The organism is Paraburkholderia sp. J94 (genome assembly GCF_905220285.1).
GTDB lineage: Bacteria > Pseudomonadota > Gammaproteobacteria > Burkholderiales > Burkholderiaceae > Paraburkholderia > Paraburkholderia tropica_A.
Genome location: NZ_CAJMZH010000022.1, coordinates 1 through 15,625, shown reverse-complemented (window position 1 = coordinate 15,625; position 15,625 = coordinate 1). Strand labels below are relative to the sequence as shown.

Below are 15,625 nucleotides of genomic sequence, written 5' to 3'. Positions count from 1 at the left end.
CGACCCCTTTTTCCCCATGTGGATAAAAACCCGAAACGCATATTCTGTTTTTCTTTCTTCGCTAGAATATGCAGCGGGAATCCATAATTGGATAACCGCTGTAAATCGGGGGCGAGCGAAGCCGGGTCTTCGCTCCGTCAAAAAGGGGTACGCGCGATGCGAAACCCTGAAACAGCATCGAATAAGTTGGCGACATGTGGCGACGCTTCACTACCGTCGTTGGCAAGGTCATTCCGGGTGTGGGCAGCCCCTGTCGCAAGCGCGGATGGGCTATGCCCGTTTCCGTTGTCATCCTCGGGTTGAGCTTTCTCTGGACCGGCACGCTCGCGGATTCGAACACCCCGCGCCAGTCGGTGCTGCGCGTGCTCGCGTGGCCCGGCTACGCTGACGACGACTGGGTCCAGGCGTTCGAAAAACGTTTTCACGCCAAGGTCGAAGTCACGTTCGTCGATTCCGACGAAGCGCTATGGGCGCGCATGCATAGCGCCGTGCCGCCGCCCTTCGACGTGCTGGCGGCCAATACCGCCGAGATCGCGCGCTACGCGCAGGCGGGCATGCTCGCCACGCTCGACCTCAAGCAGATTCCCAATCGCCACTGGCAGCAGCCGTATTTTCAGCGGCTCGCCGACATCGGCGGACTCGTGCATGGCGGCCAGGCCTATGCGATTCCGTTCACCTATTCGTCGATGGGCCTCATCTACGACCGCAAGCAGATTCCGGTCGCGCCGCGCTCGATGCGCGCGATGTGGGATCCGCGCTATCGCGGCAAGGTGCTCGATTTCAATAGTGCGCAGCACAACTTCTCGTTCACGGCGCTCTCGCTGGGCTATTCCGATCCGTTTCATCTGACGCCGGAGCAGATGCGTACCGTCACGCGCGAACTCGTCAATTTGCGCCGCAATCTGCTGACGTATTACACGCTGCCCGAGGAAGCGACGGCGCTGTTCGTGCAGCATCACGCGGCGCTGATGTTCGGCAACTACGGCACGCAGCAGGTCGAGCAGTTGCGCAAGGCGGGCGTCGATGTCGGCTATGTCGTGCCCGACGAAGGCGCGCTCGCGTGGCTCGATTGCTGGGCGATCACGCGCAACGCGAGCAATGCGACGCTGGCGCACGCGTGGATCAACTATATGCAGGAGCCGTCGATCGGCGAGCAGCTGACGCAGCGAGAAGGGCTCGCGAACACGATGACGCCCGTGCCCGGCGGCGCGTCCGGCGCGGGGCCGAACCTCGTCTGGCTTCAGCTCGTCGAGAGCATCGGCCAGCGCGAAGCGCTCTGGCAGCGCATCGAATCGGGCGACCGTTTGAGGACCTTCCCGGAATGATCAAGCTCGGGTTGGCGGCCAGACTCTCGATTCTGCTGGTGTGCATCGGCGTGCTTGCGTCGGGCGCCACCGGTTATTCGACCTATCAGGCCAATCGCCAGATGCTGATGCGCGAAGCCCAGCACAGCCTGCTGACGTCGACGCAACTGCTCGGCCAGCGCTTCACCGCCGCGCTCGGCGACGTCGCCGCCGACGCGCTCGTGCTCGCGACGCTGCCTTCGTCCGCGCCGCTCGCGCGCGGCGATGCGCCCGATCCCGGCAGCGCGCGGCTCAAGCAGGTGTTCGTCAGCTTCATGCGGCAGCATCCCGAGTATCGGCAGATTCGTCTGATTTCGCGCTCCCACTTCGGGCTCGAACGCGTGCGCGTCGATCGCGGCGAGCATGACATCGCGATCGTCCCCGACGACGACCTGCAGGAGAAGGGCCAGTTTCCCTACGTGTTCGATACGCTGCTCGCGAGCGCGGGGCGCGTCTATCTCTCGCCGGTCGGGCTCGAAGGCGGCGGCGGATCGGACCCGGACCAGCCCGTGGTGAGGATCGGCACGCCCATCGTGGATGCGGGCGGCGGCAACGTCGGCGTGCTGGTGATCGACGTCGATCTGGGCCGCGTGTTCGAGCGGATCGAACGCGATTTGCCCGCCGATTATGCGGTGTACATGGCGAACGAGTGGGGCGATTTTCTGGTTCATCCCGACCCGGCGCAGACCTTCGGCTTCGAGCGCGGCCGCCGCGTGCTGATGCAGAAGAGTTTCCCGCTCACCGGTTCGCTGTTCGACGGCAGCCAGCCGAACGTGACGTTTACCGGTTACGCGCATCCGCATCAGCCGCCCGCCGAAGTGTTCGCGTTCGTGCGCCTGCCGTATGGCGTCGTCGACGGCAAGCGCTTCGTCGCGCTCGGGCTCGCGCGGCCGCTCAGCGACGTGCTCGCGCCCGCCAACGCATTGGGCGCGCAGATCGTGCGTCTCGCGCTGATATCGAGTGTCGTTGCGATCGTGCTGGCGATTCTGTTCGCGCGTGCGCTGGTGCGTCCGCTGCGCACGCTCGCGCACGCGGTGACGCACATTTTCGACGATGACGCGATGCAGCGTCTGCCCGTGTCGCGCTCCGATGAAATCGGCGTGCTCGCGCGTTGCTTCGAACACATGCGCAGTGAGATTCGCTCGCAGGTCCACGCGCTCCATGCGCGGCAGGAAGAGTTGACGCATCTCGCGGGGCACGACACGCTGACCGGTTTGCCCAATCGCATGCGCTTCATGGATCAGCTTGAGATGTCGATCCGTCGCGCGGCGCTGTGCGGCGAAAGGCTGGCGGTGCTGTTCGTCGATCTGAACGGCTTCAAGCAGATCAACGATCAATTCGGCCACTCGGCTGGCGACGCGGCGCTCGCGGTGGTGGCGCAGCGTCTGCGCGCGGCGCTGCGCGATACGGATATCGTGGCCCGCTTCGGCGGCGACGAGTTCGTCATTCTCGCCAGCGACGTGCGCTCGCCGGAGTCGATCGCGGCGACGGCGGCGCGCATTCAGGCCGCGATGGAAGTGGCGGTGCCGCTCGGCGCGCAGTGGGTCGATGTCGGCGTGAGCATCGGTGTCAGCGAGTTTCCCGACGATGGCGACCATGCGAGGGAATTGCTCGCGAAAGCCGATGCCGCGATGTATATCGCCAAGACATCGGTGGGCGCCGACTATGTGCGTTATCGGGACCGCGCCAATTCACGCGCTAATTTACGTGCAGATTCACAGGCCGATTCACAGGCCGATTCACACGACATTGCGCCCGAAGGGATCGCCGATACCGACACTCCTTCGCGCGGCGACGAATAAAACAATCGTTCGTGCGTTTGCTCGATCCGCTTCCTGATTAAGCCTGCTTTTATTCCATCGACGTTACAAAACAAATTTAGGGTGTCATGGATTTTTGCTGACGCTGCGATTACACTCGGGGCAGATTTGTACCGAATGGTTAATTCGGTAAGCTGATTTCCCCGCCGCGTTTGCTTCCCCGGCAACGATCGGCTTGTGCCAGCTAGCGCTGGCTCTTTTTATTTCATCCGTCGGACCATTGCCGTTCGCGGATATCTCTGGATCGAATGCGCGGGCGCTTTGCTCGCGCGTCGACATTCGTTGCCCGCCGACACCCGATAAGTCTGCGTCGCGCCGCTTTCCCCATAGCGATGCGAGTCGATCGGCGTGCGCAACGCTCTCCGCTTTTCAAAACGTTCCCGCGTGATTCCGCGCGACGAATGCCTGCGCTTCGGAGTCGCCGAAGCCGCCAAATCGACTATCGCCTGCCGGCCGCTGGACGCCCTGATCGTTGAACTGGGCCGCCTATTTCCTTACATTTTCATTCGGACGTTTCGGGGCAGCGAATACGTTGCAGTGCACAAAACGGTGTGTTCGCTGGCGCGTGAGCGGCGAAATTGCCATACTGGAGGGCCGCCGACCATTACGGGCGCTTTTTTTCTGCATTTTTTACACGCCATGAACAAGACTGCCACTCCCCAGCCCGAGTTTGCCCTCGAACGCCACCCGCAGCCGACGCCCGCCGACGCGATCACCGCATTGATCGCCGAACCCGTATTCGGCAAGGTGTTTACGGACCACATGGTCACGATCCGCTGGAAGGAAGGGCTCGGCTGGCACGACGCCAAAGTCGGTCCGCGCCGCGCGTTCGAAATCGATCCGGCCTGCGCCGTCCTGCATTACGCGCAGGAAATCTTCGAAGGCATGAAGGCCTACCGTCGCGACAACGGCGAGGTTTCGCTGTTCCGTCCGCTCGAGAACGCCAAGCGCTTCCGCGCCTCGGCCAGCCGCATGTCGATGCCCGAACTGCCGGAAGAACTGTTCCTCGGCGCCGTCGAGGCGCTCGTCGACATCGACCGCGCGTGGGTCCCGGGCGGCAACGGCAGCAGCCTTTATCTGCGCCCGTTCATGTTCGCGATCGAGAACTATCTGGGCGTGCGCGCGGCCTCGGAATACGTGTTCTGCGTGATCGCGTGCCCGGTCGGCCCCTATTTCAAGTCGGGCAAGTCGGCGGTCACGGTCTGGGCGTCGGACACCTACACGCGTGCCGCGCCCGGCGGCACCGGCGCGGCCAAGTGCGGCGGCAACTACGCGGCCAGCCTGATCGCGCAGACGGAAGCCTCGTCGCACGGCTGCGATCAGGTGGTGTTCCTGGACGCCGCCTCGCATCGCTGGATCGAGGAACTCGGCGGCATGAACATCTTCTTCTTGATGGACGACAATTCGCTGCGCACGCCGCCGCTGTCGGGCACGATCCTGCCGGGCATCACCCGCGCGTCGATCATCGAACTGGCGCGCGCCGAGGGCTTCACGGTCAATGAAGCGCCGTATGCCTTCGACGAATGGCAGGCCGATTCGGCTTCGGGCCGCGTCAAGGAAACCTTCGCCTGCGGTACGGCGGCGGTCGTGACCGCGATTGGCGCGGTGCGTCACGCCGGCGGCGAGTTCACGATTGGCGACGGCGGCGAAGGCCAGGTCACGCGCCAGCTGCGCACGCTGCTCACCGACATCCAGCGCGGCAAGGCGCCGGATTCGCGCGGCTGGGTGCGCACGGTCGAGGCTCAGCCCGTGACGGCCGGCCAGTAAGCGGTTCTCTCGGCATCGCGCGATGCCGATATCGCGTAAAAACGGCGCTCGTTGAGCGCCGTTTTTGCGTTTACGTGCTATCGGCGGTTCGAAGCGGGCTGAGCCGGAAATCAGAAATCGGTTGCACGGCGCCCGGTTTACGCTATACGATCCATATACGTTTCATATATACGGAGTGGCAAATGGGCATCGTCAACATCGACGACGAATTGCACGATCAAATCCGCAAGGCGAGCGCGGTGTCGTGCCGCTCGATCAACGCGCAGGCGGCGTTCTGGATCAAGATCGGCATGCTGTGCGAAATGAATCCGACGACGCCGTTCAACGAGATCGTCGCCCGCGAACTGCGGGCCGCGGGCGTGGCGGCGGAAGCGCTCAAGGTGGCGTCGGCGTGACCAAGCGGCCTGAGGAAATCGCCTTGATGGCGGAGTCGGGCAAGTTGCTCGCGGACGTGTTCGGCTATCTGGACCGGCTGAACCTGATCGGCATGTCGACGATGCAGGTGAACGATCTCGTCGATGGCCTCATCGTCAACGAGCTCAAGTCGCGCCCGGCCAGCAAGGGGCAGTACGGCTACGCCTACGCGCTGAACGCTTCGCGCAACCACGTGGTCTGTCACGGCGTGCCGTCGGCGGCGGAGATTCTGCAAAGCGGCGACATCGTCAATTTCGACATCACGCTGGAGAAGAACGGCTATATCGCCGATTCCAGCAAGACTTATCTGGTCGGCGAGGTGTCGCCGCTCGCGCAACGTCTTGTCGATGTGACTTACGAGGCGATGTGGAAGGGCATTCGCGCTGTGCGTCCGGGCGCGACGCTCGGCGATGTCGGGCACGCGATCGAGCGGCATGCGCGGCGCAATGGTTATTCGGTCGTGCGCGAATATTGCGGGCACGGCATTGGCCGCGAAATGCACGAGGATCCGCAGGTGCTGCATTGGGGCAAGCCGCGCACGGGCTTGGCGCTGCGCGAGGGCATGGTGTTCACGATCGAGCCGATGCTCAATCAGGGCCGCGCCGCCGTGGCGACCGGGGACGATGGCTGGACGGTCGTGACGCGCGACGGAAAACTGTCCGCGCAATTCGAGCACACGGTGGCCGTGACGCGCAACGGCGTGCGCGTGCTGACGCTGCGGCCCGGCGAGACGTTGAACAGGCATTGAAAACCGTCGCCGATCCGCCTGGGTCCGCTTACTCGCTGATACGGAAATACTCGCTCGGCACCACGCCGAGCTGCTTTTTGAACATCGCGGTAAATGCGCTCGGACTGTCGTATCCCATGCCGAGCGCCACGTCGAGAATGCTCTGACCCGTCGCCAGCCGTTCGAGCGCCATGAGCAGACGCGCCTGCTGCCGCCATTGCCCGAAGGTCATGCTCACTTGCTGGGCGAACGCGCGTTGCAGCGTTTTCGCATCGACTCCGGCGACTTTCGCCCATTCACCGAGTGTTCGTTTGTCGTCGGGCGCATCGAGCAACTGCTGGCAAATATCGGCCAGATACGGGTGCGTGGGCAACGGCAAATGAAGCGGCAGCACGGGCAGGAAATTGAGTTCATCGAGCAGCAAACCCATCAGGCGTCCGTCGCGTGAATCCGCGGTGTAATCGCCCGTTATCTCCATCGCGCTGACAATCAATTGCCGAAGCAGATCGGAGATCGCCACGGTATGGCACTGCCTGGGCAAACCTTGCGCGGCGTCCGGTTGAATATAGAGCGTGCGCATCGTCACGACTGCCTTTAACCGGCAATCTCCGCATCCACGCATTCGCCGCCCACTTTATCGAGCGCATTGAGCAGCCCCGCGCGCAACTCGCTCAGCGCGTGACTTTTTTCATCGAGTTCTTTTAGCTTGGCCTGAAGACAGACGACCTTATCCGCCGTGCCGAAACCCGGGCTATCCCATACGTCGATCACATCGCGGATTTCCGCCAAAGTGAAACCGAGCGCTTTGGCGTGGACGATCAGACGTATGCGCTGAAGCGAAAGCGCCGAATACTGCTTATAGGTATTCGTGACGTGCGGTTGCGTTGCCTTGTCGAGCAAACCAAATCGTTCGTAATAGCGAACCGTATCGCGAGACACGCCAGCCTGTTTACAGAGTTCGCCAATAAGCATGCTGTTTCCATTCGGATTCGTGAGCCGACATTAGGACTTGACCGTGGTCTTTAGTCAACGGTTTAGAGTCGGAGTCGTCTTTCACTCTGTGTTTCACACGCTCAACAGGCTATGACCATTCCTTTCGATTTTCGCGGAAAGACCGCACTCGTCACCGGCGCGTCGTCGGGTATTGGCCGCGAATTCGCGATTGCGATCGCGAGGCGCGGGGCCAAACTGCTGCTGGTGGCGCGCTCGGGCGACACCTTGCGCAATCTCGCGGAAACCTTGCGACGCGAGTATGGCTGCGAGGCCGATTTCCTGAGTATCGATCTGAGCGCGCCGGGCGCCGTGGATGCCGTTGCCGCGCATCTGAAAGCCACCGGAAGTCATATTGACGTGCTGATCAACAACGCAGGCTTTGCGACATACGGGCGATTCGAAACGATTGCAATGTCGCGTCAGCGCGAGGAAATGCTCGTGAATTGCATGGCCGTAGTCGAGCTGACACATCTCGCGCTGCCGGGCATGCTGGCGAAATCGAATGGCGTCGTCATTAATGTGGCGTCCACCGCCGCATTTCAGCCCGATCCGTATATGGCTGTTTACGGCGCGACCAAAGCATTCGTGCTGTCATTTTCCGAGGCGATCTGGGCTGAAAACCGGCAGAAGGGGATTCGCGTACTCGCCTTGTGTCCGGGCGCGACGCAAACGGGATTCTTCGATGTCGTCGGCGCGCAGGAGGCCGCTGTTGGCGTGCCGATGCCGGTGGAAAGCGTCATTCAGGAAGCGTTCCGGGCCGTGGATCGCAACGAGTGCCATCGGGTCGTGGGCGCGAAGAACTGGTTGCTCGCCCAATTGCCACGGCTATTGAATCGTCAGGGCGCCGCTCGGCTCGTCGAAAAAATCCTCAGACCAAAGCCGACTCAATTCACGACAAAACACGCTGGCGGCTAAACACGGCCGCGATTAGAAAAGCCGTCGCGACCGGGGGGACGCGACGGAAAGATCTTTCCCGGAGCGGAATCGATCTGGAGGTATCCGCGGCAATCACGCCACGGACAGGAAAACGGTATCAGGGCAATGCACGCGCGTCTATTTGCCTAAATTACGTCGGCTTACGTAGCGGATTGCGCGCGGAGTGTCCAGCGAATCGTCACATGAACGCGCCATTCACGGTATTTGTGAATGAAGTGTTGGCTGTAGCGATTTAGCGAAGTTGATCGAAAACTTACCGTCGATTACCTTCTCGGCACGCCGTCATTCATGAACGGCGATTCGCTGGAATCTGAGAGACTGTTGATGACCGACGAATGTGTTTGCCGCCCGGGCGGTAAGCACATTCGCGCGGCCATTACGGATTGTCTTCGTCCGATCGTGTCAGGCGCATCGAAATCGAAAAGCGCTCGGCCGGATGCACGGTCACCGACACCTCGAACGTTTTCCCCGCTGCATCCAGATATCGGCGCACCACGCGCAACGCTGCCGTTCCGGCCTCGACGGCCAGGCGCGCGGCCATGTCCGGCGCGAGCAGCAGCGCGCTCACATCCTGGCGAATCTCGGCCACGCGTCGTCCGTAGCGCGTTTCGATCAGCGAACTGATGAGCGTGTCCGGCTCGGCGCGCGCCTGATCGGCCACTTCCTGATACGCCGGATCGATATAGACATCGGTCCATCCCACCGGCACGGCCCGTTCCGCCGCGCGCGCGCGCGGCGCGTCGCGCTGCACGCGCAGACTCGAAATCCGCAGCCAGCGCTCGCCCTCGTCGCATTGCAGGACGTCCGCGAGCCCGGCGTCCGCCACCACGTCCTCCACCGACTGCACTTCGCGCAGATGCTCGCTGCCGAACTGCACCAGATCGTCCACCGAAGCCAGCGTCGGCCGAAAGCCGTTGCGCGGCTGCGCCGACTCCACGCGCGTGCCCGCGTTCTTGCGGCGCGAAACGAAACCGAGTTGCTGAAGCTCGTGCAGCGCCGCGCGGATCGTGTGGCGGCTCGTCTGGTACTGGTCGCGCAATTCCAGCTCGGTCGGCAAGTAGCTGCCGACCGGAAAGCGGCCGGAGGCGATGCCCTCGGTCAGATCGCGGGCGATTTCGGCAAAGCGGGGTCTGTTCATGACGGAAGTTTAAGGCGCGCACGTCCGGCGTAGGGGTAAATCACGACTTGCTCGATATGTTCGAACATATTAATCTAAATATGTCCGAACATATTCGGCGATTCCTTCGCCGGTTCGTCCCTGAATGTCGAGTCCAAGCCTGATACCGAACATGATCCCCAGCCAGATGCCCGCCTCCAGCACCGTCGTCGATTCCATCCTGTTTCGCGACGCCTTCGGCACCGCCAAAATGCGCGCCGTTTTCTCCGATACCGCGCTGATCCAGCGCTACATCGACGTCGAAGTCGCGCTCGCGAAAGCCGAGGCGCGCTGCGGCGTGATCCCGGCCGAGGCCGCCGACGCCATCGCGCGCGAGTCGCGCATCGAGCGCATCGACTTCGACCATATGCGCGAGGAAACCGACATCGTCGGCTATCCGATCCTGCCGCTCGTGCACCAGCTCGTCGGCATGTGCGGCGAAGCGGGGCGCTATGTGCACTGGGGCGCCACCACGCAGGACATCATGGACACGGCCGTGGCGCTGCAGGTGCGCGACGCGCTCGATTCGATCGACGCCGATATCCGCGAACTGCGCGGCATTCTCGGCGACCTGGCGAACAAGCATCGCGACACGCCGATGGCGGGCCGCACGCATCTGCAGCAGGCGCTGCCCGTGACCTTCGGCTATAAGGCGGCGATCTGGCTCGCGATGTTCGACCGCCATCAGCAGCGCATCGCGCAACTGCGCCCGCGCGTGGCCGTGGTGGAATTCGCGGGCGCGGCGGGCACGCTCGCGTCGATCGGCGAGAAGGGTTTCGCGGTGCAAAAGGCGCTCGCGCAGGAACTCGGTCTGGGCGTGCCGGCCACGACCTGGCACGTCGCGCGCGACGGTTTCGCCGAAGCCGTGAACCTGCTCGCGCTCGTGACCGGCTCGCTCGGCAAGATCGCGACCGACATCATGATCATGGCGTCCAACGAATTCGCCGAAGTCTACGAGCCCTTCGTGAAGGGCCGCGGCGCGAGCAGCACGATGCCGCAAAAGCGCAATCCGATTTCGAGCGAACTGATGCTCGCGGCCGCCAAGGCCGTGCGTCAGCACGCGGGCCTGATGGTCGACGCGATGATCCAGGACTTCGAGCGCGCGACCGGCCCGTGGCACGCCGAATGGATCGCGATTCCCGAGAGCTTCATTCTCGCGTCGGGCGCGCTGCATCAGGCGAAGTTCGCGTTGGGCGGCCTGATCGTCGACACCGGGCGCATGAAGCACAACCTCGGCATCAGCAAGGGGCTGATCGTGGCCGAGGCCGCGATGATGCAGATGGCGCCGTACACGGGCCGTCAGCAGGCGCACGATCTGGTCTACGACGCGTGCCGCACAGTCAACGAGCACGGCGGCACGCTGGCCGAGGCGCTCGCCGCGCTGCCCGAAGTCACGCAACATTTCGATCGCGCCGCTATCGATCGCATGACCGATCCGGCCAACTATCTGGGCCTCGCGCCGCAGATGGTGGACCGCGCGCTCGCCTTGTCGAGCGAGATCTGATCGGACGGAGCTGGAGGAGCACACATCATGAACGACAAGATCCTCGCGAACGAGGCACACGAATCGTTGGCGCCGCTCGCGCGGCAACCGTGGTACAAGCGGCTGGGCATGCAGGTGATGATCGCGCTCGTGCTGGGCATCGGCGTGGGTCTTGCGTTTCCGGCCTTCGCGGCGCAGCTCAAGGTGCTCGGCGACATTTTCCTCGCGCTCATCAAGGCGGGCGTCGCGCCGCTCGTGTTTCTGACGATCGTGCATGGCATTGCGTCGGCGGGCGATGCGCGCAGCGCGGGCCGCGTGGGCTGGCGCTCGCTCGTCTACTTCGAGGGCGTCTCGACGATCGCGCTCGCCGTGGGTCTGCTCGCCGGCAATCTGTTCCAGACCGGCAAGGGCATGACCGCGATCGCGCCGCACGCGGCGGCGAATGCCGTGGCTGCCGCGAAGGCGCCGCCGCCGCAGACCTTCAGCGCGTTCGTGATGCACCTCGTGCCCGACAACTTCATCGGCGCGTTCGCGAAGGGCGAGTTGTTGCAGGTGGTCGTGCTCGCGGTGATGGTCGGCATCGGCATTCTGGCGATTCCCGAAGCGCGGCGCGTGCGCATCAGCGAAGGACTCGATCTCGTTTCGCAGGTGCTGTTCGCGTTCGTCAACGTGGTGATGAAGCTCGCGCCGCTCGGCACCTTCGGCGCGGTCGCGTTCGCGGTGGGCAGCAACGGCACGGCGGTGCTCATCGCGCTCGCGCAACTGGTGCTGAGTTTCTATGCGGTGATCGCGCTGTTCGTGTTCGTCGTGATGGGCGCGATCGCGCGGGTCGCGGGCTTCAGCATGTGGCGTTTTCTCCGCTATATCAAGGACGAAATCCTGATTGTGCTGGGCACCGCCTCATCGGAAAGCGCGTTGCCGCGCCTGCTCGTCAAACTCGAACGACTCGGTTGCGCGAAGCAGACCGTCGGCCTCGTGCTGCCGACCGGTTATGCGTTCAACCTCGACGGCACTTCGATTTTTATGTCGATGGGCGTGCTCTTTATCGCGCATGCGTACAACGTGCCGCTGACGTTCGAACATCAGCTCGGCATTCTGCTGCTGATGCTGCTGACCTCGAAGGGCGCGGCGACGGTGTCGGGCGGCTCGTTCGTGGTGTTCGCGGCCACGGTTGCGTCGACGGGCGTGCTGCCGGTCGAAGGCGTGGCGATCATCTTCGGCGTGTATCGCTTCATGTCGATGGCGATTGCCACCTGCAACACGATCGGCAACGCGCTGGCGACCGTGGTGGTCGCGAAGTGGTCGGGCACGTTCGATGCGCAGGTCGCCGAGGACTGGCTGAATGCACGCGCACCGATATCGCACGACGATTCGCACACGCATGAGCACAAGCCCATCATGTCGATCGACGGAAGGAACGTGCGTTGAGCGCGCGTTGAGCCGCTGCGCGTGTGATTGCGCGCGCATGTAATGTCGCATGTAATCTTTATGCAAGCCGCTATTTCAATGGAAGAGATTCCATTGCGAAAAAATAGCGGCTGCATTAAGATCACCCGGTCGCCGCAATGGCGGCCGTAAGCGTTTACGTCAACCAACGCGTACCTGGTCGTCAGCCCGTCAATGCGGGTCGATGGCTTTCTACGCTTGATCGACGCCATGAATACGCTTATCGACTTTCTCGCTGTCTTTCCCGCTTGTTTCAATTCGCGCGCTATCGATTCCGGTCGATGGACGAGCTTAAGTGCGTCGATCCGGCGAAATTCGTTCGTCATCCCGATTAATTGAGCGCCGATGGAGTCTGACTTTGCAATCACACATTGAACATCCGCAGCGCCCGGCAGAAGGGCAAGGCTTGCCGGAGCGCCAGCGCTGGCTCGTCATGAGCTGCATCCTGCTCGGCATCCTGCTGAGCAATCTCGACAGCGCCATCGCCAATATCGCGCTGCCGACGCTCGTCCGCGAACTCGGCACCAGCGACGCGGCGGTCGTCTGGGTCGTCAACGGTTATCAGCTTGCCGTGGCCGTATGCCTGCTGCCGGCCGCCGCGCTCGGCGAAATCATCGGGCACAAGCGCATTTACGCCATCGGGCTGGTGCTGTTCCTGATCGGCTCGGTGTGCTGCGCGAGCGCGCCGTCGCTGCCCGTTCTGGTGGCCGCGCGCGTGCTTCAGGGTGTCGGCGGCGCGTGTCTCGCGGCGCTGGGTCCGGCACTGGTGCGTTCCATTTATCCGCGCAGCCTCATTGCTCGCGGCTTTGCTTCGATTGCGCTGGTGGTCGCGATGTCGGGGGCATTAGGGCCGACGGTGGCGGCGCTGATCCTCTCGATCGCCGCATGGCCGTGGCTCTTTCTCGTCAACGTGCCCGCGTGCCTCGTGGCGATTCCGCTGTTTCTCGCCGTTGCGCCGCGTAGTCAGGGCGCGCCGCGTCCGTTCGATCTCGCGGGCGCCGCGCTCAACGCGATCGCATTGGGCTTGCTCGTGATGGGCGTCGATATTCTCGGCCACGATACGGGCCGGGCGGTGATCATGCTGGTGGTGGGCGCGTTGTTCCTGATGGCCCTGGTCTGGCATCAAAGCCATCGTGCGACGCCGCTACTGCCGCTGGATTTGCTGCGCATTCCCGTGATCGCGCTCTCGGCGGTCACGTCGGTGTGCTCGTACGCGGCGCAGATCATCGCGTATATCTCCGTGCCGTTTCTGCTGCAAACCTTGCTGCATCGCTCGGCGGTCGAGACCGGCTTGCTGGTGACGCCCTGGCCCTTGCTCGTCGCCGCCGCCGCGCCCATCGCCGGTCGTCTTTCCGCCCGTTACCCGGCTGCGGTGCTCGGCAGCGTCGGGCTGGCGGTGCTGGCGGGCGGGCTGGTCTCGCTGGTGCTGTTGCCGGGCACGCCGACCGACCTCGAAATCGCCATCCGCATGGCCGTGTGCGGCGCGGGCTTCGGCTTCTTCCAGACGCCGAACAACACGACGATGATGACGTCCGGGCCGGTCGCACGCAGCGGCGCGGCTGGCGGCCTGGTGGCGGTCGCGCGGACGGTGGGATGGTGCCTGGGATCGTCGCTCGTGACGATGCTGTTCCAGTTGAACGTCACGGAGCGGACGACGAAATGTCTCGCTGTGGCGGCGATCTTCGCGGGCATTGGCGCGGTTGTCAGCCTGACGCGCGGTTTGACGGCGTCGGGCGCCGGCGCGCAAGCGCGCGGCTAGCGCGCTGCGGGCGAGTTTCTGCGGGCGGATCAGTCCGTAATGGCGATATGCGTGCTGTCCTCGGCGTCGAGCCGGATCTCGTTGACGCGTCCGGCGCGCACGTCGAGCAGCAGCCGGTCGAGGGCTTCGATCTTGGCCGGATCGCGACCGACCGGCTTGATCAAGGTCGGCGCGCCGCCTCGGGCCGTTGCGTGGGCTTCGAGCAGCAGGTGAATGACTTCTTCGCGGGTCATGAAGATGCGGTTCATACCGGGGTTCCCCTGTGTGGCGAATCATTTTGTATGAGGGAATTATATTCGGCCACGGTTGAATCGGCATCGAAATGAACCCGGACGCGCCCACGCAGACCCTCGCTCGGGAACTGCGCCCGCGTTAGTGAAATGCTCCTTTCATTGAATGGGAGTCCGTACTATCTGCACGCGACGCATGAACGCCGTGCGGAAACGACGAAAGCGGCAGCATTTCCGACACGCGCATCCAGCGGCTGCGGCGCGTGCCCGCGAGCCGCGCGAGCAGCGGCGCTTCGGAAACGTCGCATTCGACCGGAAAACAGGGCGAGCCCTGCGAAGCGAGCCACAGCGCGCGCGCCACGCCGTCGATCACCGAAAGATAAGGCTGCGCCGTTGCGTTCAGGGCGACAGTCTCGTTGATCGACGGCGCGCCGATTCTGGGTCTCACGCCGCAGCGCACTTCCATCAGCGGAACGGGATCGCTTATGCCGAGCCGGAATCCTTCATCGGCGAGTTCGATCTTTTCGCTCAATACCGCAGCGTCGAGGCCGCGGGCCGGAAGCGCGCGGATCGCGCCGGGCATGTCGTTGCGCCACAGGCCGAACAGCGCATCGCGCCGCACTTCCACGACCGCGCGTTCGTCGTTGCCGAATTCCGTGCGGCCGACGCTCATAAAGACTTCGCCCAGGCGCGTGGGCACCTTGAACAGGGCGAGTATCTGGCCGTTTGCGGCGAGGCGCGGACCGAGGTAGGTTTGCACGAGGCTGTCCTGTCGGGCGGGGCGGCGGCGCGTGCGCGCCTCAGCTATATACCGGGAAGCGCGTCGTCAGCTCGGCGACCTGCGCCTTCACGCGCTCGATCGTGGCGGCGTCTTCCGGGGCTTCGAGCACGTCGGCGATCAGGTTGCCGACCCGTTCGACTTCCTTCACGCCGAACCCGCGCGTGGTCATCGCGGGCGAGCCGAGACGGACGCCGCTCGTCACGAACGGCTTCTCGGGGTCGTTCGGAATCGCGTTCTTGTTGACGGTGATATGCGCCGCGCCGAGCGCCGCTTCCGCCGCCTTACCGGTGATCTTCTTCGCGCGCAGATCGACCAGCATCACGTGGCTTTCCGTGCGGCCCGAGACGATACGCAGACCGCGCTTGACCAGCGTTTCGGCCAGCACGCGTGCGTTCTCGACCACTTGCTGCTGATAGGTCTTGAATTCCGGCGACGCGGCTTCCTTGAACGCGACGGCCTTGCCGGCGATCACGTGCATCAGCGGACCGCCCTGGATGCCCGGGAAAATTGCCGAGTTGATGGCCTTCTCGTGCTCGGCCTTCATCAGGATCACGCCGCCGCGCGGGCCGCGCAGGCTCTTGTGCGTGGTCGTGGTGACGAAGTCGGCGAACGGCACCGGGTTCGGGTAGACGCCCGCGGCGATCAAGCCGGCGTAGTGCGCCATGTCGACCATGAAGTACGCGCCGACGGCCTTGGCGACCTTGGCGATACGCTCGAAGTCGATGCGCAGCGCGAACGCCGATGCGCCCGCGATGATCAGCTTCGGCTTC

Annotated in this window: 15 protein-coding genes; 9 read left to right on the top strand and 6 right to left on the bottom strand. The window is 63.7% G+C overall.

Annotated features, from left to right (window positions below; genetic code table 11):
- Positions 1–194 precede the first annotated feature (194 nt).
- The 5 genes from U4Y88_RS34080 (at position 195) to map (ending at position 6,092) form a co-directional block, all read left to right on the top strand.
- Positions 195–1,325, top strand: a complete 1,131-nt coding sequence (locus U4Y88_RS34080; protein WP_415774533.1) for an extracellular solute-binding protein — start codon at positions 195–197, stop codon at positions 1,323–1,325.
- On the top strand, positions 1,322–3,145 hold the full coding sequence (locus tag U4Y88_RS34075) for a diguanylate cyclase domain-containing protein (RefSeq protein WP_321789228.1): 1,824 nt from the start codon (positions 1,322–1,324) through the stop codon (positions 3,143–3,145). Before U4Y88_RS34080 ends, U4Y88_RS34075 begins: the two co-directional genes overlap by 4 nt.
- 657 nt (positions 3,146–3,802) lie before the next feature.
- On the top strand, positions 3,803–4,930 hold the full coding sequence (locus tag U4Y88_RS34070; protein ID WP_224017718.1) for a branched-chain amino acid aminotransferase: 1,128 nt from the start codon (positions 3,803–3,805) through the stop codon (positions 4,928–4,930).
- Positions 4,931–5,112: 182 nt separating this feature from the next.
- Positions 5,113–5,325: a ParD-like family protein gene (locus U4Y88_RS34065; RefSeq protein ID WP_224017716.1), complete on the top strand. Its 213-nt coding sequence runs from the start codon at positions 5,113–5,115 to the stop codon at positions 5,323–5,325.
- Positions 5,322–6,092, top strand: coding sequence for a type I methionyl aminopeptidase (map, locus tag U4Y88_RS34060; RefSeq protein ID WP_321789226.1), 771 nt, complete (start codon positions 5,322–5,324; stop codon positions 6,090–6,092). Before U4Y88_RS34065 ends, map begins: the two co-directional genes overlap by 4 nt.
- A 28-nt stretch (positions 6,093–6,120) precedes the next feature.
- Here map and U4Y88_RS34055 read toward each other — a convergent pair whose 3' ends face one another.
- Both U4Y88_RS34055 and U4Y88_RS34050 read right to left on the bottom strand, forming a co-directional pair.
- A complete protein-coding gene (locus U4Y88_RS34055; protein WP_321789224.1) occupies positions 6,121–6,651 on the bottom strand; it encodes a helix-turn-helix transcriptional regulator in 531 nt (176 codons plus the stop codon).
- Positions 6,652–6,665: 14 nt separating this feature from the next.
- Positions 6,666–7,043, bottom strand: coding sequence for a MerR family transcriptional regulator (locus tag U4Y88_RS34050; RefSeq protein ID WP_321789222.1), 378 nt, complete (start codon positions 7,041–7,043; stop codon positions 6,666–6,668).
- Between the two features lie 111 nt (positions 7,044–7,154).
- On the opposite strand from U4Y88_RS34050, the gene U4Y88_RS34045 reads away from it, so the two are divergent.
- Positions 7,155–7,979 (top strand): SDR family oxidoreductase, encoded by an 825-nt coding sequence (locus U4Y88_RS34045; RefSeq protein ID WP_321789220.1) that lies wholly within the window; start codon positions 7,155–7,157, stop codon positions 7,977–7,979.
- A 397-nt stretch (positions 7,980–8,376) separates the two neighbouring features.
- Here U4Y88_RS34045 and U4Y88_RS34040 read toward each other — a convergent pair whose 3' ends face one another.
- Positions 8,377–9,138, bottom strand: a complete 762-nt coding sequence (locus tag U4Y88_RS34040; protein ID WP_321789218.1) for a GntR family transcriptional regulator — start codon at positions 9,136–9,138, stop codon at positions 8,377–8,379.
- 151 nt (positions 9,139–9,289) lie between these two features.
- Between U4Y88_RS34040 and U4Y88_RS34035 the strand changes: the two genes are divergently transcribed.
- The 3 genes from U4Y88_RS34035 (at position 9,290) to U4Y88_RS34025 (ending at position 13,844) form a co-directional block, all read left to right on the top strand.
- Complete coding sequence (locus U4Y88_RS34035; RefSeq protein ID WP_224017705.1) at positions 9,290–10,660, top strand: adenylosuccinate lyase family protein; 1,371 nt, start codon at positions 9,290–9,292, stop codon at positions 10,658–10,660.
- A gap of 27 nt (positions 10,661–10,687) precedes the next feature.
- A complete protein-coding gene (locus U4Y88_RS34030) occupies positions 10,688–12,067 on the top strand; it encodes a cation:dicarboxylate symporter family transporter (RefSeq protein WP_321789216.1) in 1,380 nt (459 codons plus the stop codon).
- A gap of 376 nt (positions 12,068–12,443) precedes the next feature.
- Positions 12,444–13,844: an MFS transporter gene (locus U4Y88_RS34025; protein ID WP_321789214.1), complete on the top strand. Its 1,401-nt coding sequence runs from the start codon at positions 12,444–12,446 to the stop codon at positions 13,842–13,844.
- A gap of 29 nt (positions 13,845–13,873) precedes the next feature.
- On the opposite strand, the gene U4Y88_RS34020 is transcribed toward U4Y88_RS34025, so the two are convergent.
- The 3 genes from U4Y88_RS34020 to U4Y88_RS34010 form a co-directional block, all read right to left on the bottom strand.
- Complete coding sequence (locus U4Y88_RS34020; protein ID WP_310632948.1) at positions 13,874–14,092, bottom strand: hypothetical protein; 219 nt, start codon at positions 14,090–14,092, stop codon at positions 13,874–13,876.
- A 124-nt stretch (positions 14,093–14,216) separates the two neighbouring features.
- On the bottom strand, positions 14,217–14,834 hold the full coding sequence (locus U4Y88_RS34015; RefSeq protein WP_321789212.1) for a plasmid fertility inhibition factor family protein: 618 nt from the start codon (positions 14,832–14,834) through the stop codon (positions 14,217–14,219).
- Between the two features lie 40 nt (positions 14,835–14,874).
- The coding region (locus U4Y88_RS34010) for a serine hydroxymethyltransferase (RefSeq protein ID WP_321789210.1) at positions 14,875–15,625 on the bottom strand (751 nt) is incomplete at its 5' end.

Coding starts and splice junctions, on each gene's coding strand:
- U4Y88_RS34030 (WP_321789216.1), top strand. CDS start 10,688: ATGAACGACAAGATCCTCGCGAACGAGGCACACGAATCGTTGGCGCCG.
- U4Y88_RS34035 (WP_224017705.1), top strand. CDS start 9,290: ATGATCCCCAGCCAGATGCCCGCCTCCAGCACCGTCGTCGATTCCATC.
- U4Y88_RS34080 (WP_415774533.1), top strand. CDS start 195: ATGTGGCGACGCTTCACTACCGTCGTTGGCAAGGTCATTCCGGGTGTG.
- U4Y88_RS34020 (WP_310632948.1), bottom strand. CDS start 14,092: ATGAACCGCATCTTCATGACCCGCGAAGAAGTCATTCACCTGCTGCTC.
- U4Y88_RS34065 (WP_224017716.1), top strand. CDS start 5,113: ATGGGCATCGTCAACATCGACGACGAATTGCACGATCAAATCCGCAAG.
- U4Y88_RS34075 (WP_321789228.1), top strand. CDS start 1,322: ATGATCAAGCTCGGGTTGGCGGCCAGACTCTCGATTCTGCTGGTGTGC.
- U4Y88_RS34040 (WP_321789218.1), bottom strand. CDS start 9,138: ATGAACAGACCCCGCTTTGCCGAAATCGCCCGCGATCTGACCGAGGGC.
- U4Y88_RS34050 (WP_321789222.1), bottom strand. CDS start 7,043: ATGCTTATTGGCGAACTCTGTAAACAGGCTGGCGTGTCTCGCGATACG.
- U4Y88_RS34070 (WP_224017718.1), top strand. CDS start 3,803: ATGAACAAGACTGCCACTCCCCAGCCCGAGTTTGCCCTCGAACGCCAC.
- U4Y88_RS34045 (WP_321789220.1), top strand. CDS start 7,155: ATGACCATTCCTTTCGATTTTCGCGGAAAGACCGCACTCGTCACCGGC.
- U4Y88_RS34055 (WP_321789224.1), bottom strand. CDS start 6,651: ATGCGCACGCTCTATATTCAACCGGACGCCGCGCAAGGTTTGCCCAGG.